Source organism: Methyloversatilis sp., from assembly GCF_965284615.1.
Taxonomy (GTDB): domain Bacteria; phylum Pseudomonadota; class Gammaproteobacteria; order Burkholderiales; family Rhodocyclaceae; genus Methyloversatilis.
The window spans coordinates 3,065,714-3,084,802 of sequence record NZ_OZ260098.1; the positions used below are offsets into that span (position 1 = coordinate 3,065,714).

Here is a 19,089-nt window from a genome sequence, read left to right on the forward strand (position 1 = left end):
CACCCTCGCCGCCGTCCGGCGGCTTGCCCATGGATGCACTGATCGCCTCCACCGCGCTGGTCGCGCTCGCCGAAATCGGCGACAAGACACAGCTGCTGTCCTTCGTGCTGGCGGCGCGCATGCGCCGGCCACGTGCCATCTGCCTCGGCATACTGGTGGCCACCGTGCTGAACCACGCGCTGGCCGCCTGGCTCGGCGCGCTGGTCGCTTCCGTCCTGTCGCCGGAGGTGCTGCGCTGGATCGTCGGCCTCGCCTTCATCGGCTGCGGGCTGTGGGCGCTGGTGCCGGACAAACTGGAGGAAACCGAAGTCGGCAGCGCGCACGGCGTGTTCCTGACCTCGACCCTGCTGTTCTTCATGGCCGAAATGGGCGACAAGACACAGTTGGCGACAGTGGCGCTGGGCGCCCGCTTCGAGGGCGCCTATGTCTGGGTGGTTGCCGGCACGACGCTGGGCATGATGATCGCGAACGTACCGGCGGTGTATGTCGGCCAGAAACTGGCGCAGCGGCTGCCGGTGGACTGGATACGGCGCATCGCCGCCGGCCTGTTCGTCGCCACCGGCGTGATCACGCTGGCGGTCGGGCTGAACTGATCAGGCGCCGAGCATTTCGCGCGCGTGCGCGCGGGTGGTGTCGGTGATCACCTCGCCGCCCAGCATGCGGGCGATCTCGTCTACGCGCGCCGGCGCATCCAGCGGCGTGACCGAGCTGCGCGTCTGCCCGCCCTCGCTGCGCTTGGCGATCGACCACTGCCAGTCCGCCCGCGCCGCCACCTGCGGCAGATGGGTCACGCACAGCACCTGCCGCGCCTCGCCCAGACGGGCGAGCTGACGCCCGACCACTTCGGCCACGCGGCCGCCGATGCCGACATCGACCTCGTCGAACACCAGCGTCGGCGTGCCGCTGCGCGCGCTGGCGATGACCTGGATGGCCAGCCCGATACGTGACAGCTCGCCGCCGGAGGCCACCTTGGCCAGCGGTGCAAGCGGCTGCCCCGGGTTGGCGGCGACATGGAATTCGACCTCTTCGAGGCCGGTGGCCGACGGCTGATCGAGCGGCTTCAGCACCACTTCGAAGCGCCCGCCCTGCATCGCCAGCTCGGACATTGCCGCGGTCACCGCCTCTGACAACTGCTTTGCCGCCGGCCGGCGCGCATCGGACAGTTCCTTGGCCGCCTCGACACAGGCCGCCCGTGCGGCATCACGCGCCGCTTCGAGCGCGGCCGGGTCGGATTCCGCCTCCAGCCGCTGCAGCCCTTCCTGGCTGTCGGCCAGCAGTTGCGGCAGTTCATCCGGATCGACACGATACTTGCGTGCGCAGGCGAGCACCGTCGCGATCCGCTCGTCGGCACGCGCCAGCGCGGCCGGGTCAGCATCGATACGATGCGCGTAGGCGCGCAGTGCGCGCGCCGCCTCGTCAACCTGTGTGGCGGCCGACTCGATCAGGCAACGACATTCGCCGAGCGAGGCGTCGAAGGCTTCCAGCCGGCCAAGCAGCGACGCGATGTGCGCCAGTTGCCCGTCGAGCGCCGCTTCGCCCTCCTCGATCAGCGCCAGCGCCTCGGCCGAGCCTTCGAGCAGTTGTGTGGCGTGCGCCAGTCGGCCGTGATCCTGTTGCAGTTCAGCCCAGGCCTGCGGCTCAAAGGCCAGTGCGGTCAGCTCCTCGACCTGCCATTGCAGCCGCTCGCGCTCGCGCTCGGCGGCGTCGCGGTCCTGCAGCGCGCGGGTCAGCGCCTGTTCGCGCTGCTGCCATTCGCGATGCAGCCGCCCGACGGTCGCCACCTGCGCAGTCAGACCGGCGTGCTGGTCGAACAGCGCGCGCTGTGCCGTCTCGCGCATGAGCGCCTGATGGGCGTGCTGACCGTGGATGTTGACCAGTTGCCCGCCCAGATCGCGCAGCTGGCTCACGCTGGCTGGTGCGCCGTTGATGTAGGCGCGCGAACGTCCGCCGGCGTCGATGACGCGACGGGCGATCACCATGCCCTCTTCCAGCTGGAAATCCTGTTCCTTCAGCCAACTGGCAACGGCACTGTCGGCGGCGCAGGAAAATTCGGCCGACAGTTCCGCCCGGTCACAGCCGGCGCGCACGACCGAGGCATCGGCCCGGCCACCGAGCAGCAACCCCAGCGCATCGACCAGGATGGACTTGCCGGCGCCGGTCTCGCCGGTCAGCGCGCCGAAACCGGACGCGAAGTCGAGTTCGAGCCGGTTGACCAGGATGAAGTCGCGGATGAAAAGACGTTCGAGCATGAAACGAAAGGGACTCAGACGTGAGGTTCAGACTTCCTTGGGCGCCTCGCTCCAGCGCAGCTTTTCGCGCAGCATCGAGAAGTAGCTGTAGCCGGGCGGGTGCAGCAAGGTAACGCGATACGGCGAACGCTCGATGCGCAGTACGTCGTCGCCCTGCAGGTTGCAGTGTTCCTGGCCGTCGAAATGCGCCCGCGCGTCGTGCCGCGAGAACAGGCGTACCTTCAGCACGGCCGAATCGCCAAGCACGATGGGGCGCGACGACAGCGCGTGCGGGCACAGCGGCACGATGAGCATGCCGCCGAGCGATGGATGCAGGATGGGTCCGTTGGCCGACAGCGAGTAGGCGGTCGAGCCGGTCGGCGTCGATACGATGAGGCCGTCGGAACGCTGGCTGTAGACGAATTCGTCGTTGACCCGCATTTCGAACTCGATCATGCGGCCGAGGTCGCCCTTCGAGATGACCACGTCGTTGAAGGCGAACGCGGAGAACACCTCGGTCTCTTCGCGCAGCACCGAAGCCTGCATCAGCGCGCGCCGCTCCGGACGGAACTGGCCCTGCATCAGCGATTCCATCGCCGCCAGCATGTTGGAGCGGGCGACGTCGGTCAGAAAGCCGAGACGGCCCTGGTTGATGCCGACCAGCGGCACGTCGTGCGGCGCCAGCTTGCGCGCGGCGCTGATCAGCGAACCGTCGCCGCCGACCACCACCGCCAGCTTCGCTCGGCGGCCCAGCGTATCGAAATCGGCCACCTCGAAGCGGTCGTCCGGCAGCACTTCGGCCGATGCCTGCTCGATCAGCACCTCGCGCCCGGACTCGCTCAGCCAGTGCGCCAGCGCGCGCAGTGACTCGGCCACTTCGGCGCTCTGGTACTTGCCGATCAGCGCGACGCAGCCAAAGGCCGGGGATTCGTTTTTCATCACCGAATTAAACCACAAAGCCCTGACCCATCATCGACGGCACGGCGGTGTGACGGCGGCTGTGTCAATATCGGTGCGCTGACGGCGCCAACATGCCGGCGCTGCTCTAGAATCAGTCTCCGCAACCGCATCAGGATCCGTATCCCGCCACCCGCACCATGCTTGAAGATCGTTCGAGACTGCTGCTCAAGACCCTGGTCGAGCGCTACATCGCCGACGGCCAGCCGGTGGGTTCGCGCACGCTGTCGAAGTACTCCGGCCTCGATCTGTCGCCGGCGACCATACGCAACGTCATGTCCGACCTCGAGGACATGGGCTACATCGCCAGCCCGCACACGTCGGCTGGCCGCATCCCGACGCCGCGCGGCTACCGCTTCTTCGTCGACACACTGCTGTCAGTGCAGCCACTTGAGCCCGGCCAGATCAGCGAACTGAAAGGCGAGCTGCGCCCGGCCGATCCGCGGCTGCTGGTCAATCAGGCCTCGCAGCTGCTGTCGCAGCTCACCCGCTTCGCCGGCATCGTGGTCGCGCCGCGCCGCCAGTTGCCGCGCATCCGCCAGATCGAGTTCCTGAGCCTGTCGGACAAACGCATCCTGCTCATCATCGTGACCGACACCGGCGAGGTGCAGAACCGCATCCTGCTGACCGAACGCAACTTTTCACCGTCGGAGCTGGTCAGTGCGGCCAACTACCTGAACCAGCACTACGTCGGCTTCGATTTTGACGAGATCCGCGGCCGGCTGCAGGCGGAACTGAAGCAGTTGCACGGCGATCTGACCACGCTGATGTCGGCCGCGCTGCAGGCCGGCAACGAGGCCTTCTCCGACGACAAGGGGCAGTACGTCATAAGCGGCGAGCGCAATCTGCTCGAAGTTGACGATCTCGCGTCCAACATGTCGCGACTGCGCGAGCTGTTCTCGTTGTTCGATCAGCGCACGCAGCTGGCCAGTCTGCTCGACCTGTCGCAGCGGGCCGATGGCGTGCAGATCTTCATCGGCGGCGAATCCGGTCTGGCCCCGCTCGACGAATGCAGCGTGGTGACCGCGCCGTACGAGGTGCAGGGTCAGGTGGTGGGCACCGTGGGTGTGATCGGACCGACGCGCATGGCCTACGAGCGCGTGATTCCGATCGTGGACGTCACCGCCAAACTGCTGTCGAGCGCCCTGAGTCAGACCTGAGTCAGACCTGAGCCAGACCTGAAAACCCGTCTCCACCGGGACGGATCACAACAAGAAAACCGGATATGTCCCGCTTCGTCGAAGAACCGCCCTATTCACACGGCCAGATGCCGCGCACCGGCGTGCTGCTGGTCAATCTGGGTACGCCGGACCAGGCCGATGCGCCGTCTTTGCGCCGCTACCTGAAGGAATTCCTGTCCGACGACCGCGTGGTCGAGGTGCCGAAGCCGCTGTGGTGGCTGATACTCAACGGCATCATCCTCAATGTGCGCCCGAAGCAGTCGGCGGAAAAGTACGCGACCGTGTGGACCGACGAGGGCTCGCCGCTGCGTGTGCATACCGAAAGGCAGACCAAGCTGCTGCGCGGCTGGATGGTGGCCGAAGGGCAGCGCGAGATCGAGGTGCGGCACGCGATGCGCTACGGCAGCCCGTCGATTGCCGACGTACTGCAGCAGATGAAGGCCGACGGTTTTACCCGCATTCTGATGGTACCGATGTACCCGCAGGGCGCCTCCAGCACGACCGGTTCGGTGGTGGACGAAATGGCGCGCGCGCTGCTGCGCTGGCGCAATCTGCCGGAAATGCGCTACGTCCGCGCCTTCGCCGGTGACCGCGACTATATCGACGCGCTGGCGGCCAGCGTGCGCGAGCACTGGCAGAAGAACGGCCGGGCCGACAAGCTGGTCATGTCCTTTCACGGCGTGCCGCACTTCCACCTGGAAAAGGGCGATCCCTACCACTGCGAGTGTCACAAGACCGGCCGCCTGATCGCCGAGGCCCTCGGGCTGGCGAAAGAGGACTATCTCGTCACCTTCCAGTCGCGCTTTGGCCGCGCCCGCTGGCTCGAACCGTATACGCAGCCGACCCTGGAAAAGTTGGCCGAGGGCGGCCTGCGCAGCGTCGAGGTGATGTGTCCCGGCTTCGTCGCCGACTGCCTGGAAACGCTGGAGGAGATCGCGGTCGAGAACCGCGACGCCTTCATCGGTCGCGGCGGCAAGCAGTTCAGCTACATCCCCTGCCTGAACGAGCGGCCGGACTGGATCGCCGCGCTGGGCGGCATCGTGCGCCGTGAACTGGGCCACTGGTGGGACGAGGCCGGCCGGCCACCGGCCGACCTTGCACTGCAAGCGCGTGCCGCAACGGAGATGGGCGCGAAGCAATGAAAAAAGGCGACCTCACGGTCGCCTTTTTGTTGCGCAATGCAGTCCTGCTCAGGCCGCAGCGCGCGTCGGCACGATGTTCTCGTCGTTCTTCGCCTTGCGCGGACGACCGCGCCGCGAAGCACCCGGATCGAACTGGCCGTCGAGCTTCTTCAGCGCGTCCTTGCGCGCCTTGAGCGCCATCTTGAAGGCACCTTCCTCGCCGTACTTGTTCACCGAGAACTTGACCCGCTTGCGACGACCGGACGGCAGCGGCCACGAAGCCACCCAGAACCAGCGCTGCTTGTCCTCCGGCATGTCACGGGTTTCGGAAGCGCAATAGCGGCACACGCCGACCACGCCGGAACGGTTGTTCTTCTTGACGATGCTCGAATACTCGCGCAGCGAGAAGGGCGGGAATTTCGAAATGATGTCGTCGCGAAACTGCTTCGCGGCGGCAAAGGCCTTCTGCTTGCCACCGAACACACCATCGCTGAAGTGCTTCCGGTGTATCACTCCGCGTCGCTGTATGGTCACGAGCCAGCCATGCGTGCGGCTGGCTTCGTTGTCCACGCGGCTGATGCCATAAACTGAATTGCGGCTCAAGGTCGGTCTCCTTCCGATAGCACAGGCGTCGCCGTGTGCTTGTGAGGAGAGTTTCGGCCTGCCGTGTCGAAACTTTAGCCGGGCCGGCGGGCGTTCTTCACGCCGCGGGGGTCGCGGCAGCTGGCGGCACGCTCAGCGTCGTGCCGGCGTATCGGGCAGCAGTTCGAGATCGATGCCGCCACCGATGACGGAAAAACCCGATTCGGTTGCCAGCACCACCTGCTCGCCCTGGGCGGCAAGCGCGGAATTGGCGCGTGCCAGCCGCTGCACCACGGTACTGATGAGCTGGGCGCGGAAGTGCTCCAGACACTCTTCCGACGCGAGCGCCAGCGCCGACGGGCTGACTTCGAGAAAAGCCACCGGCGACGAGGCGATCACGGTCGCCGAGCGGCGCAGGTGGTTGGGGTCGAGATAGCCCATCTCGCCGACCACCTCGCCCGGCCCCAGTTCAGCCAGCAACCGGCCACCGACCACCACCCGGACGTGGCCGGACACGATCAGCCCGAAGCGGTTGTCGCTGTCGCCCTCGCGCATCAGCACCGTACCTTCGGTGTACTGCCGCCAGTTCGAGAAACGCAACACCTCCCACACCTCGACGTCGTCGAATTCGGTGAAGAAGGTCATCTTGCGCAGGATGGAGAAGCGCGTGGTGTCCGGCGGCACGTACTTGTCGTCGAGGATCTTGAAACGCACCGTTGACAGATCCTTGGCGAACTCGGCGCCGTTCTTGTAGCGCGAGTAGAGGTCCTTCTCCAGCGCCTTGCGGATCACCCGGTCCATCGCTTCCGGCACTTCCGGGTTCAGCTGCGACGCCGACGGCGGGTCGGCGTTGATGATCTTGTAGATGAGCTGGGCCGGATGCTTGGCGCGGAAGGGCAGCCGCCCGGTCAGCAGGTGGAACAGCACGACCCCCAGCGAATAGAGGTCGGTCTTCTGGTTCAGCGGATAGCCCTTCACCTGCTCCGGGCTCATGTAGGCCGGCGAGCCCACGCCCATGATGAAGGTCGAATCCTTGTCGTTTTCCTTGGCCACGTTCAGCGCCAAGCCGAAGTCGGTCACCTTCACCAGGTCGTTGGCGCCGATCAGGATGTTGGCCGGCTTGATGTCGCGGTGCACGACGCCGTGGCGGAAGGCGTAATCGAGCGCCATCGCGCACTTGAACACGATGCTCACCGCGCGCGGCAGCGGCAGCATCGTGTTGAACTCGCAGTAGTGGTCGAGCGGCTGGCCGTCGATGAATTCCATGACCAGATAGGCCCGGTTCTCTTCGACCTGCGCGTCGTAGATGCGGATGATGTTGGGGTGGTCAAGCTTGGCGGCGATCGCCGCCTCGGTCAGGAAGAGCTTGCGCATGCGCCGCGACCACTTGCCCTGATCGCGGTTCTTGTCGCCGAAATCGACCAGCTTGACGGCGACCATTTCCTCAATGTCGTCGCACTTGCACAGGTAGACAGTCGCGGTGGCGCCTTTGCCGATTTCGCGGATTACCCTGTATTTGCCAATGCGTTCGAGCATGTCGTGTGGAGCGATGGACGCGTCATGAACCGCGAATGATAGGCCATCGCCAAGCGCCGGACAAAGAATGGGTCAAAAGGCTGATGGAAAGTTGACTTTCCGGGCTTGAAATGCGTCCGGACGCCCCCATTTCCGGCGGGTCTCAGATTCAGAGGACTTTACGCATGACCGAGCAGACCCCGCAACCGGTGCCCGAAGAACAGCAGGCCGCCCCCAACATCGAAGCCGCCGCGCCGGCCGCTCCTGCAACGCCCGAGGCGCTGGCCGCCGCCGAGCAGAAGGTGGCCGAGCTGCAGGACGCGCTGCTGCGCGCCAAGGCCGAAACGGAAAACATGCGCCGTCGCGCCGCCGAGGACGTGATCAAGGCGGGCAAGTTCGCCAGCGAGAAGTTCGCTTCCGCCATGGTGCCCGTCAAGGACAGCCTGGAAGCGGCGCTGGCCGACACCTCGAACGACGTCGCCAAGATCCGCGAGGGCGTCGAACTGACGCTGAAGCAGCTGGTGCAGGCCTTTGCCGGCGCCAGCGTCGAGGAAGTGAACCCGCTGGGCGAAAAGTTCGACCCGCACAAGCACCAGGCGATCAGCCAGATCGAGGCGCCGGGCGAGCCGAACCACGTGGTACAGGTGCTGCAGAAGGGTTATCTGCTGCACGACCGCGTGCTGCGCCCCGCCCTGGTCATCGTTTCGAAGGCAGCGGGCTGAAAAGCCCCTTGAAATGCAGGGGCAAACGCCCCACTTCGACCTCAGACAAGCTCTCTCCTCCACCCGCATATATATAGAGGACCCCTAACATGGGAAAAATCATCGGTATCGACCTGGGCACCACCAATAGCTGCGTTTCCGTGATGGAAGGCGGCAAGCCCAAGGTAATCGAGAACTCGGAAGGCGCGCGCACGACGCCGTCCATCGTTGCCTACACCGACGACGGCGAAATCCTGGTCGGCGCCTCGGCCAAGCGCCAGGCGGTCACCAACGCTGCCAACACGCTGTTCGCCGTCAAGCGCCTGATCGGCCGCCGCTTCGAAGAGAAGGAAGTGCAGAAGGACATCGCGCTGATGCCCTACAAGATTGCCAAGGCCGACAACGGCGACGCCTGGGTCGAAGTGCGCGGCAAGAAGATCGCGCCGCCGCAGGTGTCGGCCGAAGTGCTGCGCAAGATGAAGAAGACCGCCGAAGATTATCTCGGCGAAGAAGTGACCGAGGCCGTCATCACGGTGCCGGCCTACTTCAACGACAGCCAGCGCCAGGCCACCAAGGACGCCGGCCGCATCGCCGGTCTGGACGTCAAGCGCATCATCAACGAGCCGACCGCAGCTGCGCTCGCCTTCGGCATGGACAAGAAGCCGGGCGACTCCAAGATCGCCGTGTATGACCTCGGCGGCGGCACCTTCGACGTGTCCATCATCGAAATCGCCGACGTCGATGGCGAACACCAGTTCGAAGTGCTGGCCACCAACGGCGACACCTTCCTCGGCGGCGAGGACTTCGACCAGCGCATCATCGATTACGTGATCGACGAGTTCAAGAAGGACCAGGGTGTCAACCTGAAGAAGGACATCCTCGCGCTGCAGCGCCTGAAGGAAGCGGCGGAAAAGGCCAAGATCGAGCTGTCGTCGAGCGCGCAGACCGAAATCAACCTGCCCTACATCACCGCCGACGCGTCCGGCCCGAAGCACCTGGCGATCAAGATCACCCGCGCCAAGTTCGAGTCGCTGGTGGAAGAACTGATCGAGCGCTCGATCGAGCCCTGCCGCATCGCGCTGAAGGATTCGGGCGTCAAGATCGGCGACATCGACGACGTCATCCTGGTCGGCGGCATGACCCGCATGCCCAAGGTTCAGGAAAAGGTGCGCGAATTCTTCGGCAAGGAGCCGCGCAAGGACGTGAACCCGGATGAGGCGGTCGCCGTCGGCGCGTCCATCCAGGGTGGCGTGCTGCAGGGCGACGTCAAGGACGTGCTGCTGCTCGACGTGACCCCGCTGTCGCTGGGCATCGAGACGCTGGGCGGCGTCATGACCAAGATGATCCAGAAGAACACGACGGTTCCGACCAAGTTCTCGCAGACCTTCTCGACCGCCGACGACAACCAGCCGGCGGTGACCATCAAGGTCTATCAGGGCGAGCGCGAAATGGCCAGCGGCAACAAGTCGCTCGGCGAATTCAACCTGGAAGGCATCGCCCCGGCACCGCGCGGCATGCCGCAGATCGAGGTCACCTTCGACATCGACGCCAACGGCATCCTGCACGTGTCGGCCAAGGACAAGGGCACCGGCAAGGAAAACAAGATCACCATCAAGGCGAACTCGGGTCTGTCGGAAGAAGAGATCCAGCGCATGGTGAAGGACGCCGAACTGCACGCCGAAGAAGACAAGCGCGCGCACGAGATGGCCGACGCCCGTAACCAGGCCGACGCGCTGGTCCATTCGACGCGCAAGGCCCTGGCCGAGCATGGCGACAAGGTTGACGCCGGCGAGAAGGAAAAGATCGAAGCCGCGCTGAAGGAAGTGGAAGAAGCCATCCGCTCCGGCGACAAGGAAGCGATCGACGCCAAGAGCGCCGCACTGGCGACCGCCGCACAGAAGCTGGGCGAGGCGATGTACGCCGAACAGCAGGCCGCGGCCGGTGAAGCGGCCGGTGGCGCCGCACCCGGCGGCCGCAAGGACGACGACGGCGACGTGGTCGATGCGGAATTCACCGAGGTGAAGGACAAGAAGTAAGCTGCGCTCCCGACGCTGACAGCGAGCAGTTCAACGACCGAGGCACAGCGCGGCAGGAGCCCTTCCTGACGCGCTGTGCCTTTGGCGCATCTGTGGTGAAAACGAATGGCGAAGAAAGATTTTTACGACATCCTGGGCGTCAACCGCGACGCCTCCGATGACGAAATCAAGAAGGCTTACCGCAAGCTGGCGATGAAGTACCACCCGGACCGCAATCCGGACAGCAAGGAAGCCGAGGACAAGTTCAAGGAAGCGAAGGAAGCCTACGAAATCCTGTCCGACGGGCAGAAACGTGCGGCCTACGACCAGTACGGACATGCCGGTGTCAACCCGAACATGGGCGGCGGCGCGGGCGGCGGCCAGGGCTTCGGCGGTTTCGGCGACGCCTTCGGCGACATCTTCGGCGAAATCTTCGGCAACCAGGGCGGACGTGGCGGCGGTCGCAGCGGCGTCTACCGCGGTGCCGACCTGCGCTACAACCTCGAAGTGTCGCTGGAAGAGGCGGCGCGCGGCACCGATACGCGCATCCGCATTCCGACCATGGACGACTGCGGCACCTGCGGCGGCACCGGTGCCAAGCCCGGCACCAAGCCGGTCACCTGCACCACCTGCAACGGTGTCGGCCAGGTGCGCATGCAGCAGGGCTTCTTCTCGATCCAGCAGACCTGCCCGAAGTGCCATGGCACGGGCAAGATGGTGAAGGATCCGTGCAACGACTGCCACGGCGCCGGACGCGTCAAGGGCAGCAAGACGCTGCAGGTGAAGATTCCGGCCGGCATCGACGAGGGCGACCGCATCCGCCTTGCTGGTGAAGGCGAACGCGGCCAGGGCGGCGGTCCGGCCGGCGACCTGTACGTACAGATCCACATCAAGCCGCACACGGTGTTCCAGCGCGAAGGCGACGACCTGCACTGCGAAATGCCGATCGGCTTCGCCACCGCGGCACTGGGTGGCGAGATCGAGATTCCGACGCTGGATGGCGCAGCCAAGATCAAGATCCCGGCCGAAACCCAGTCAGGCAAGGTGTTCCGCCTGCGTGGCAAGGGCATCAAGGGCGTGCGCAGCAGCTACCCGGGAGACCTGATGTGCCATGTCGTGGTCGAGACGCCGGTGAACCTGACGGCGCGTCAGCGCGAGCTGCTGAAGGAATTCGACGACATCAACCGCAGCGACGAAGCGAGCCACAGCCCGCGCGCCAAGTCGTGGATGGACAAGATGAAGGACTTCTTCGCCGGCTGATCCGGCCGCCACGCGAAAAAAAGAAAGCCCGCAAAGCGGGCTTTCTTTTTTGGCGAAGTCCGGAACTGCCGACCGCGGCACCCCCGCGGTCGGCACCGGCAAGGTCAGGCCGCGAGTTGCTTCGCGATCTGCGCCTTCACCGCGGCCAGCGCTTCCGGCAGGCGATGCTGCAGACGATCGAACAGTTCGTCGTGCAGCGCGATTTCCTGCTGCCATGCGGCGATGTCGATCGAGGTGATGCGCTCGAACAGTTCGCGGCTGAACTCGGTGCCGGCCCAGCTCAGGTCGTCGTAGCGCGGGCTGGTGCCGAACAGGTGTTCGGCACCCTCGGCGCCGCCGGCCACGCGGTCCAGCATCCACTTCAGCACGCGCATGTTCTCGCCGAAGCCCGGCCACACGAACTTGCCGTTCTCGTCGGTGCGGAACCAGTTCACGCAGAAGATGCGCGGCAGCGCACCGCCCTGCGCGGACAGGTTCTGGCCGAGCTTGAGCCAGTGCGCGAAGTAGTCGCTCATGTTGTAGCCGCAGAAGGGCAGCATGGCGAACGGGTCGCGGCGCACCACGCCCTGCTGGCCGGCGGCCGCAGCAGTGGTTTCCGAACCCATGGTGGCTGCCATGTAGACGCCTTCGATCCAGTTGCGCGCCTCGGTCACCAGCGGCACCGTGGTCGAACGACGACCGCCGAAGATGAAGGCCGAGATCGGCACACCGGCCGGATCATCCCAGGCCGGGTCGATGACCGGGTTCTGGGTGGCAGCCACGGTGAAGCGGGCGTTCGGGTGAGCGGCCTTGGCACCGGTCTGCTTGGCGACTTCCGGCGTCCAGTCCTTGCCCTGCCAGTCGGTCAGATGCGCCGGCGGCGTCTTCGTCATGCCTTCCCACCAGACGTCGCCGTCGTCGGTCAGCGCGACATTGGTGAAGATGGTGTCGGAGCGCAGCGACGCCATGCAGTTGGCGTTGGTGCTGTCGTTGGTGCCCGGGGCGACGCCGAAATAGCCGGCTTCCGGGTTGATCGCGTACAGGCGACCGTCCTTGCCCGGCTTGATCCAGGCGATATCGTCGCCGATGGTGGTCACCTTCCAGCCCTCGAAACCCTTGGGCGGAATCAGCATCGCGAAATTGGTCTTGCCGCAAGCCGACGGGAAAGCGGCCGCGACGTAGTGCTTCTCGCCCTGCGGGTTCTGCACGCCGAGGATGAGCATGTGCTCGGCCAGCCAGCCTTCGTCGCGACCCATGGTCGAGGCGATGCGCAGTGCGAAGCACTTCTTGCCGAGCAGCGCATTGCCGCCGTAGCCGGAACCGAAACTCCAGATTTCGCGGGTTTCCGGGTAATGCACGATGTACTTGGTGGCGTTACACGGCCACGGCACGTCCTGCTCGCCGGCGGCCAGCGGCTTGCCGACGGTGTGCACGCAGGGCACGTACTCGCCGTCCTCGCCCAGCACGTCGTACACGGCCTTGCCCATGCGGGTCATGATGCGCATGTTGACAGCGACATAGGGCGAATCGGACAGCTCGATGCCAATTTGCGAAATGTGCGAACCCAGCGGGCCCATCGAGAACGGCACGACGTACATCGTGCGGCCGCGCATGCAGCCGTCGAACAGGCCGTTCAGCGTCTGCCGCATTTCGGCCGGGGCCATCCAGTTGTTGGTCGGGCCGGCGTCTTCCTGGCGTTCGGAACAGATGAAGGTGCGGTCTTCGACGCGCGCCACGTCGGACGGGTCGGACCAGGCGAGGTAGGAATTCGGGCGCTTCTCGGGGTTCAGGCGGCGCATGGTGCCGGCGGCGACCATGTCGGCGCACAGGCGGTCGTACTCCTCCTGCGAACCATCACACCAGTGGATCGCGGCGGGCTTGGTCAGCGCCGCGATCTCGGCAACCCATTTCACCAGCTTGCGGTTTTTGACCCAGGCCGGAACGGGGATCTCTCCGGAGTTCAGCTGCTCCGGCGACAGGACGACTTTCATTGCGACGCTCTCCAAAATCCACCGGAATCGGACAAGGGTGGTAACCATTGCCGTCCCGGTTCGACGGTTGAAACAGACTCGGCATCCACCGGGTAGGTGTATGCGTCGGACCCTGCTGACCGCCGACTGCGCCTGCGGTCATCCTCACGGAGGACGCACTTTAACCATAACGGGGTCTTATGTCTGCTATAAGAGTCACGAATGATGCGATTTGTTCGGACGCGGCGGCCCCTGCCCTGAAAAGGCATTGCATTCGGCAACGCTGGATCAGTTTTCTTGATCGTGCGCCGCAAGAAGCGCGGCGAGACCTGAAGCGTCGATACGCCAGTGGTAGCGGCTATCCGCGTCAGTGAGCAGGTTGCTGCGTCGCAATAACCCGAGCGCACGACTGGCCGATTCCGGGGCGACGCCGAGGATGGCGCCGATGTCTTCCAGGCTGAGGCGGATCGCCCTGCCGGGTGCCTCGTCGGTGCGCAGTCTCAGCAGCAGGCGCGCCACCCGCGTCTTCACGTCGGCGTGGCCAGCGGCCAGCTCGGCCAGCCAAGCGTCGGCTTCGGCCAGTGCGGCGTACCAGTGCTCGAACAGCGGTTTCTGCAGCCGCGGCGTCTCCCGGTTCAACCTTTCAATCAGCGTGCGCGGGATGCGGCAGATCTTGGTCGGCGCCAGCGTGATCGCAGTGTGATCGTAGCCGGGTCGGACCAGCGCTTCGAGGCCGCACACGTCGCCCGGCCGCAGCACGCGGAGGATGCGCTGATTGCCGTCGTTGCCGTAGCGCACCAGCTTGATCGCCCCGGCGCGCAAAGTGAACAGCCAGTCGCCGTGGGCGCCGGCGTGATAGATGACGGCGCTGGAGGGGTAATCCAGGTCATCTATCTGCTCATGCAGCAGTGCGAAGTCGGCCTCTACCAGGTCGGCGAACAGCACCGACTGGCGGATGCTGCAGCCTTCGCAGTCACTGTGGCCGTTCCACGCCGATTTGATCGTGATCGCACGCATGCCCGACTGCAAAACTCCATGTTACGCACGCCGCCAAGTCGTTCCAGCGGCCGAATCTTCGAGAATGACGCCCTGCTGCTTCAGTTCGTCACGCACGCGGTCGGCGGTCGCGAAGTCGCGCGCCTTCTTGGCGGCCACCCGTTGCGCGATCAATGCCTCGATCTGCGCGTCATCCAGACCGCCAGCCTGTGCACGGCCTTTGAGGAAGTCTTCCGGGGAACGTTCCAGCAGACCGAGTACACCGGCCAGCGCGCGCAGCTCGCCCGCTACGGCGGCGTCACCGCTGCGGTTGGCTTCGGCCGACAGGTCGAACAGCACCGCCATCGCTTCCGGCGTGTTGAAGTCGTCGTCCATTGCGGCGCGGAAGCGGCTGCCGGCCGGCGTTGACCAGTCCGGCGCACGGCTGGCGGGCGGCACGTTTTTCAGTGTCGTATAAAGTCGGGTCAGTGCGCCGCGCGCGTCGTCGAGATGAGCGTCGGAATAGTTGAGCGGGCTGCGGTAATGGGCGCGCAGGATGAAGAAGCGCACCACCTCGGCGTCGTACTTCTGCAGCACCTCGCGGATGGTGAAGAAGTTGCCCAGCGACTTCGACATCTTCTCGTCGTTGACGCGGACGAAGCCGTTGTGCATCCAGTAATTGACGAAGGTGTGGCCGTGCGCGCCCTCGCTCTGGGCGATCTCGTTCTCGTGGTGGGGGAACTGCAGATCGGCGCCGCCGCCATGGATGTCGAACTGGTCACCGAGCAGCTGCGAGCTCATGGCCGAGCACTCGATATGCCAGCCTGGGCGGCCGTCGCCCCACGGTGACGCCCACTTCGCCTCGGCCGGCTCGGCCGGCTTGGCGTGCTTCCACAGCACGAAATCGAGCGGGTCCTGCTTGTCATCGATCACATCGACGCGTTCGCCGGCGCGCAGGTCGTCGAGCGACTTGCCGGACAGCTTGCCGTAACCGTCGAACTTGCGGACGCTGTAGTTCACGTCGCCGCTGGCCGCGCGATAGGCCAGGCCCTTCGCCTCCAGACGCTGGATCAGCGACTGCATCTGCGGCACGAATTCGGTGGCGCGCGGCTCGTGATCCGGGCGCAGCACGCCCAGCGCGTCGGCGTCCTCGTGCATCGCGGCGATGAAGCGGTCGGTCAGCGCGCGCATCGTTTCGCCGTTCTCGGCCGCCCGCTTGATGATCTTGTCGTCGATGTCGGTGATGTTGCGGACGTAGGAAACCTGATAATCCGACGCACGCAGCCAGCGCGTCACCATGTCGAACACCACCATCACGCGGGCGTGGCCGAGGTGACAGTAGTCGTACACCGTCATGCCGCACACGTACATGCGCACCCGGCCGGGTTCGATCGGAACGAAATCCTGCTTCTCGCGGGTGAGGGTGTTGTAAATCTTGAGCATGGCTGGCCGTAAATCGGGAGGGCTGCGAAGGGGAAGACCCGCTCTGCGGGCAAGTACTCGAATCAGACGCAACGACAGGACGCCGGCACGCCTTCTTGATAAGATCCGGGGTTGTCAAACGACGCATTCACGCCAAAAAGTCTAACACATGGCCTTTACGCACCGCTCCGCCTCCCGCCTCGTTTCCAGCCTGATCGCCGGCCTGATGATGCTGTGCGCATCGGTCTCACCGGTCTTCGCCGACAGCATCCAGGAAGCGGAGCAGCTCTTGCGCCTGAAGCAGCCTCAACAGGCGCTTGAAAAGATCGACATCTACCTTGCGCAGCGACCGCGCGATCCGCAGGGCCGTTTCTTCAAGGGCCTCATCCTGACGGAACTGGGCAAGATCCCGGAAGCGACCTTGGTATTCCAGAAGCTGACCGAGGACTATCCGGAACTGCCGGAGCCCTACAACAACCTGGCCGTGCTGTACGCGCAGCAGAAGCAGTACGACAAGGCCAAGACCGCGCTTGAGATGGCGATCCGCACCCATCCGAGCTACGCGGTGGCGCACGAGAACCTCGGCGACATCTACGCCCGCATGGCTACGCAGGCCTACGACCGTGCGCTGCAGCTCGATTCGTCGAACAAGGCTGCGCAGAGCAAGCTGAACCTGATCCGCGAAATGGTCGGCAACGGCAGTCGTGGCAATCAGAAGCCACGCGCCATCGCACCGATCGCAGCCGCGCCGTCAACGGCGACCGCTACGCCAGCGCCGACTGCTCCGCCCGTGCCGGTCACGCCGGCTGCTCCGGCGAAGCAGACCGAGGCGGCTAAACCCGCCGAGACACCGAAACCGCCGGCACCGACCGCGGCAGCGCCCGCACCAGCGCCAGCGGCAGCCCCCGCACCGGCGCCCGCCGCCGCAGTGCCGGCAGTGCCGGCCAAGGCTGCGACCCCGGCAGCCGCCGCGCCCGCCGTTACCGAACTGACCCGCACCGTGCAGGACTGGGCCGCCGCCTGGTCGCGCAAGGACGTGAAGAGCTACCTCGGCTACTACGCCGCCGACTTCAAGGTACCGGACGGCAAACCCCGCAACGCCTGGGAAGCGGAACGCCGCTCGCGCATCGCCAAGCCGGGCGCAATCGAGGTCCGCGTCGAGAACGTGAAGGTGAAGTCCGTCGCCGCCGACCATGCCGACGCCACCTTCCGCCAGCACTACAAGGCGGTCGGTCTGAAGACGAGCACGACTAAGACGCTGACGCTGGTGCGCCGCGACGGCCGCTGGCTGATCCAGCAGGAGCGGGTCGGCGGATGAGCACGGCCCCGGTCGCCCGCAGTCGCGCGCTCGCTCGCGTGCTGCGCAACGCCCTTTTCCTGTCCTCGCTGTGCGTGCCGCTGGCCATCGGCTCCGGCCAGTCGGGCAGCGCCGTCCGCTATTCCGATGGCGGTCCCGAGCCGATGCTCGAACAGGTGTTCCGTCAGATCGAAAGCAAGCGGCTCGACCTCGCGTTGGAACAGGTCGATGCACTGCTCCACATCTGGCCGAACTTCCGTCTGGCCCACCTGATACGCGGCGACCTGCTGATGGCGCGCGCCAGCGCGCTGACGACGATAGGCAATGCGCCGAATGCGCCGGCCGAGCGTCTGGCCGACCTGCGCGACGAGGCGATCGCGCGCATCCGCGCCTACCGCGACAAACCACCGGTCGATCGCGTGCCGCGCTACCTGATGCAACTGCCGGCAGACCAGCGCCACGCGCTGGTGGTCGATGCGCGACGTTCGCGCCTCTACCTGTACGAGAACGTCAACGGCAAGCCGCGCTTCGTCGCCGACTGGTATGTGTCGCACGGTCGCCTCGGCATCGAGAAAATGCGTGAGGGCGACAAGAAGACGCCGCTGGGCGTCTATCAGGTGACCGGCTTCCTGCCGCCGGAGAAGCTGACCGATTTCTATGGCGCCGGCGCGCTGCCGATCAACTATCCGAACGCCTGGGACCGCAAGCAGGGCCGCAACGGCCACGGCATCTGGCTGCACGGCGTGCCGTCGGACACCTTCTCACGCCCGCCGCGCGCCTCGGACGGCTGCGTCGTGCTGGCCAATCCGGATTTCCAGGCGCTGAACGGATATGTACAGGGCGCATCGGTACCGGTGGTGATCAGCGACCAGGTCGAATGGCTGACGCTGGACGACTGGCAGGCCGAGCGCGCCGAATTCAACCGCGCGCTCGAGCAGTGGCGCGTCGACTGGGAAAGCCGCGACACCGACCGCCTGCTGTCGCACTACTCGCCGCAGTTCAGCGCCGACGGCAAGAATTTCGACGCCTTCGCGCAGAACAAGCGCGAGGTCAATGCGGCGAAGAAATGGATCAAGGTGGGCGTGCGCAATCTGAGCACCTTCCGCAATCCCGGCCGGGACCACCTGGTGGTCGTCACCTTCGAACAGGACTACCGCAGCGATAATCTCAGCAATGTGATGCGCAAGCAGCAGTACTGGCAGAAGGAAAACGGCCGCTGGCGCATCGTCTTCGAGGGCTCGGCCTGAACCGGCCGCCGCTCCACCTGTCTTTCACGCTTCCCACACACACGGAGTCACCCGCATGAAGAAGTTCCTGTTCGGCCTGCTGGCCGGCCTGCTGCCGCTGTTCGCCCTCGCCGCCAACCCGCAGGTCGAAATGAAGACCAGCCAGGGCACCATCGTGATCGAGCTGTTCCCGGAAGCCGCCCCGGCCACGGTTGACAATTTCGTCGAATATGTGAAAGCTGGTTTCTACGACGGTCTGATCTTCCATCGCGTGATCAACGGCTTCATGATTCAGGGCGGCGGTTTCGACCCGCAGATGAATCAGAAGGCCACCCGGGCGCCGGTGAAGAACGAGGCGCAACGGGCGCTCGACAAGGGCGTGCGCAATGCGCCGGGCACGCTGGCCATGGCACGCACCAACGACCCGCACTCGGCGACGGCGCAGTTCTTCATCAATCTGGTCGATAACCGCATGCTCGACTACCCGTCGCGCGACGGCTATGGCTACACCGCATTCGCCAAGGTGATCAAGGGCATGGAAGTCGTGAACAACATCGCCACGGTGCGCACTGGCAACGCCGGCATGCACCAGGACGTGCCGCTGACGCCGGTGGTCATCCAGTCCGTCCGCGTCCTCGAAGCCAAACCCTGACCGCCGCG

16 protein-coding genes are annotated in these 19,089 nt (G+C 65.4%); 9 read left to right on the top strand and 7 right to left on the bottom strand.

Annotated features, from left to right (window positions below; genetic code table 11):
* Positions 1 to 29 precede the first annotated feature (29 nt).
* Positions 30 to 593 (top strand): TMEM165/GDT1 family protein, encoded by a 564-nt coding sequence (locus ACQ66H_RS14545; RefSeq protein ID WP_430434600.1) that lies wholly within the window; start codon positions 30 to 32, stop codon positions 591 to 593.
* Here the strand turns inward: ACQ66H_RS14545 and recN are convergent, their stop codons facing one another.
* Together recN and ACQ66H_RS14555 are read right to left on the bottom strand one after the other, a co-directional pair.
* Positions 594 to 2,249 (bottom strand): DNA repair protein RecN, encoded by a 1,656-nt coding sequence (gene recN, locus ACQ66H_RS14550; protein ID WP_430434601.1) that lies wholly within the window; start codon positions 2,247 to 2,249, stop codon positions 594 to 596.
* Positions 2,250 to 2,276: 27 nt separating this feature from the next.
* Positions 2,277 to 3,167: an NAD kinase gene (locus tag ACQ66H_RS14555; RefSeq protein WP_430434602.1), complete on the bottom strand. Its 891-nt coding sequence runs from the start codon at positions 3,165 to 3,167 to the stop codon at positions 2,277 to 2,279.
* 158 nt (positions 3,168 to 3,325) lie between these two features.
* Here ACQ66H_RS14555 and hrcA point away from each other — a divergent pair, with 158 nt between their 5' ends.
* Together hrcA and hemH are read left to right on the top strand one after the other, a co-directional pair.
* On the top strand, positions 3,326 to 4,345 hold the full coding sequence (hrcA, locus tag ACQ66H_RS14560; protein ID WP_430434603.1) for a heat-inducible transcriptional repressor HrcA: 1,020 nt from the start codon (positions 3,326 to 3,328) through the stop codon (positions 4,343 to 4,345).
* Between the two features lie 65 nt (positions 4,346 to 4,410).
* Complete coding sequence (gene hemH / locus ACQ66H_RS14565) at positions 4,411 to 5,508, top strand: ferrochelatase (protein WP_430434604.1); 1,098 nt, start codon at positions 4,411 to 4,413, stop codon at positions 5,506 to 5,508.
* Between the two features lie 48 nt (positions 5,509 to 5,556).
* On the opposite strand, the gene ACQ66H_RS14570 is transcribed toward hemH, so the two are convergent.
* Positions 5,557 to 6,090, bottom strand: coding sequence for an AP2 domain-containing protein (locus tag ACQ66H_RS14570; RefSeq protein ID WP_020165304.1), 534 nt, complete (start codon positions 6,088 to 6,090; stop codon positions 5,557 to 5,559).
* Positions 6,091 to 6,222: 132 nt separating this feature from the next.
* On the bottom strand, positions 6,223 to 7,605 hold the full coding sequence (locus ACQ66H_RS14575) for a protein kinase domain-containing protein (protein WP_019917489.1): 1,383 nt from the start codon (positions 7,603 to 7,605) through the stop codon (positions 6,223 to 6,225).
* A 164-nt stretch (positions 7,606 to 7,769) separates the two neighbouring features.
* Between ACQ66H_RS14575 and grpE the strand changes: the two genes are divergently transcribed.
* From grpE to dnaJ, 3 genes are all read left to right on the top strand, one after another.
* A complete protein-coding gene (gene grpE, locus ACQ66H_RS14580) occupies positions 7,770 to 8,306 on the top strand; it encodes a nucleotide exchange factor GrpE (protein WP_430434605.1) in 537 nt (178 codons plus the stop codon).
* Positions 8,307 to 8,395: 89 nt separating this feature from the next.
* Entirely contained in the window at positions 8,396 to 10,321 is a 1,926-nt protein-coding gene (gene dnaK, locus ACQ66H_RS14585) for a molecular chaperone DnaK (RefSeq protein ID WP_430434606.1), read from the top strand.
* 105 nt (positions 10,322 to 10,426) lie between these two features.
* The gene (gene dnaJ / locus ACQ66H_RS14590; protein ID WP_430434607.1) at positions 10,427 to 11,560 is read left to right on the top strand and encodes a molecular chaperone DnaJ; all 1,134 of its coding nucleotides are present in this window, start codon (positions 10,427 to 10,429) and stop codon (positions 11,558 to 11,560) included.
* 104 nt (positions 11,561 to 11,664) lie between these two features.
* On the opposite strand, the gene ACQ66H_RS14595 is transcribed toward dnaJ, so the two are convergent.
* From ACQ66H_RS14595 to cysS, 3 genes are all read right to left on the bottom strand, one after another.
* Positions 11,665 to 13,530, bottom strand: a complete 1,866-nt coding sequence (locus ACQ66H_RS14595) for a phosphoenolpyruvate carboxykinase (GTP) (protein WP_430434608.1) — start codon at positions 13,528 to 13,530, stop codon at positions 11,665 to 11,667.
* A 267-nt stretch (positions 13,531 to 13,797) separates the two neighbouring features.
* A complete protein-coding gene (locus tag ACQ66H_RS14600) occupies positions 13,798 to 14,526 on the bottom strand; it encodes a Crp/Fnr family transcriptional regulator (protein ID WP_304002479.1) in 729 nt (242 codons plus the stop codon).
* Positions 14,527 to 14,547: 21 nt separating this feature from the next.
* Positions 14,548 to 15,927, bottom strand: coding sequence for a cysteine--tRNA ligase (gene cysS, locus ACQ66H_RS14605; RefSeq protein WP_430434609.1), 1,380 nt, complete (start codon positions 15,925 to 15,927; stop codon positions 14,548 to 14,550).
* Positions 15,928 to 16,075: 148 nt separating this feature from the next.
* Here cysS and ACQ66H_RS14610 point away from each other — a divergent pair, with 148 nt between their 5' ends.
* Genes ACQ66H_RS14610 through ACQ66H_RS14620 form a run of 3 tightly spaced genes read left to right on the top strand, consistent with a single transcriptional unit; the run spans position 16,076 to position 19,081 of the window.
* Positions 16,076 to 17,224 (top strand): L,D-transpeptidase Cds6 family protein, encoded by a 1,149-nt coding sequence (locus ACQ66H_RS14610; protein ID WP_430434610.1) that lies wholly within the window; start codon positions 16,076 to 16,078, stop codon positions 17,222 to 17,224.
* Positions 17,221 to 18,450 (top strand): L,D-transpeptidase family protein, encoded by a 1,230-nt coding sequence (locus ACQ66H_RS14615; protein ID WP_430434611.1) that lies wholly within the window; start codon positions 17,221 to 17,223, stop codon positions 18,448 to 18,450. Before ACQ66H_RS14610 ends, ACQ66H_RS14615 begins: the two co-directional genes overlap by 4 nt.
* A gap of 55 nt (positions 18,451 to 18,505) precedes the next feature.
* Positions 18,506 to 19,081, top strand: a complete 576-nt coding sequence (locus ACQ66H_RS14620) for a peptidylprolyl isomerase (RefSeq protein ID WP_019917475.1) — start codon at positions 18,506 to 18,508, stop codon at positions 19,079 to 19,081.
* Positions 19,082 to 19,089: the final 8 nt, after the last annotated feature.

Excerpts from the sequence above, each read along its gene's own strand:
- recN (WP_430434601.1), bottom strand. The coding sequence starts at position 2,249 with ATGCTCGAACGTCTTTTCATCCGCGACTTCATCCTGGTCAACCGGCTC.
- ACQ66H_RS14610 (WP_430434610.1), top strand. The coding sequence starts at position 16,076 with ATGGCCTTTACGCACCGCTCCGCCTCCCGCCTCGTTTCCAGCCTGATC.
- ACQ66H_RS14600 (WP_304002479.1), bottom strand. The coding sequence starts at position 14,526 with ATGCGTGCGATCACGATCAAATCGGCGTGGAACGGCCACAGTGACTGC.
- ACQ66H_RS14595 (WP_430434608.1), bottom strand. The coding sequence starts at position 13,530 with ATGAAAGTCGTCCTGTCGCCGGAGCAGCTGAACTCCGGAGAGATCCCC.
- ACQ66H_RS14575 (WP_019917489.1), bottom strand. The coding sequence starts at position 7,605 with ATGCTCGAACGCATTGGCAAATACAGGGTAATCCGCGAAATCGGCAAA.
- dnaJ (WP_430434607.1), top strand. The coding sequence starts at position 10,427 with ATGGCGAAGAAAGATTTTTACGACATCCTGGGCGTCAACCGCGACGCC.
- dnaK (WP_430434606.1), top strand. The coding sequence starts at position 8,396 with ATGGGAAAAATCATCGGTATCGACCTGGGCACCACCAATAGCTGCGTT.
- hrcA (WP_430434603.1), top strand. The coding sequence starts at position 3,326 with ATGCTTGAAGATCGTTCGAGACTGCTGCTCAAGACCCTGGTCGAGCGC.
- ACQ66H_RS14555 (WP_430434602.1), bottom strand. The coding sequence starts at position 3,167 with ATGAAAAACGAATCCCCGGCCTTTGGCTGCGTCGCGCTGATCGGCAAG.
- ACQ66H_RS14615 (WP_430434611.1), top strand. The coding sequence starts at position 17,221 with ATGAGCACGGCCCCGGTCGCCCGCAGTCGCGCGCTCGCTCGCGTGCTG.
- ACQ66H_RS14620 (WP_019917475.1), top strand. The coding sequence starts at position 18,506 with ATGAAGAAGTTCCTGTTCGGCCTGCTGGCCGGCCTGCTGCCGCTGTTC.
- ACQ66H_RS14545 (WP_430434600.1), top strand. The coding sequence starts at position 30 with ATGGATGCACTGATCGCCTCCACCGCGCTGGTCGCGCTCGCCGAAATC.
- grpE (WP_430434605.1), top strand. The coding sequence starts at position 7,770 with ATGACCGAGCAGACCCCGCAACCGGTGCCCGAAGAACAGCAGGCCGCC.
- cysS (WP_430434609.1), bottom strand. The coding sequence starts at position 15,927 with ATGCTCAAGATTTACAACACCCTCACCCGCGAGAAGCAGGATTTCGTT.
- hemH (WP_430434604.1), top strand. The coding sequence starts at position 4,411 with ATGTCCCGCTTCGTCGAAGAACCGCCCTATTCACACGGCCAGATGCCG.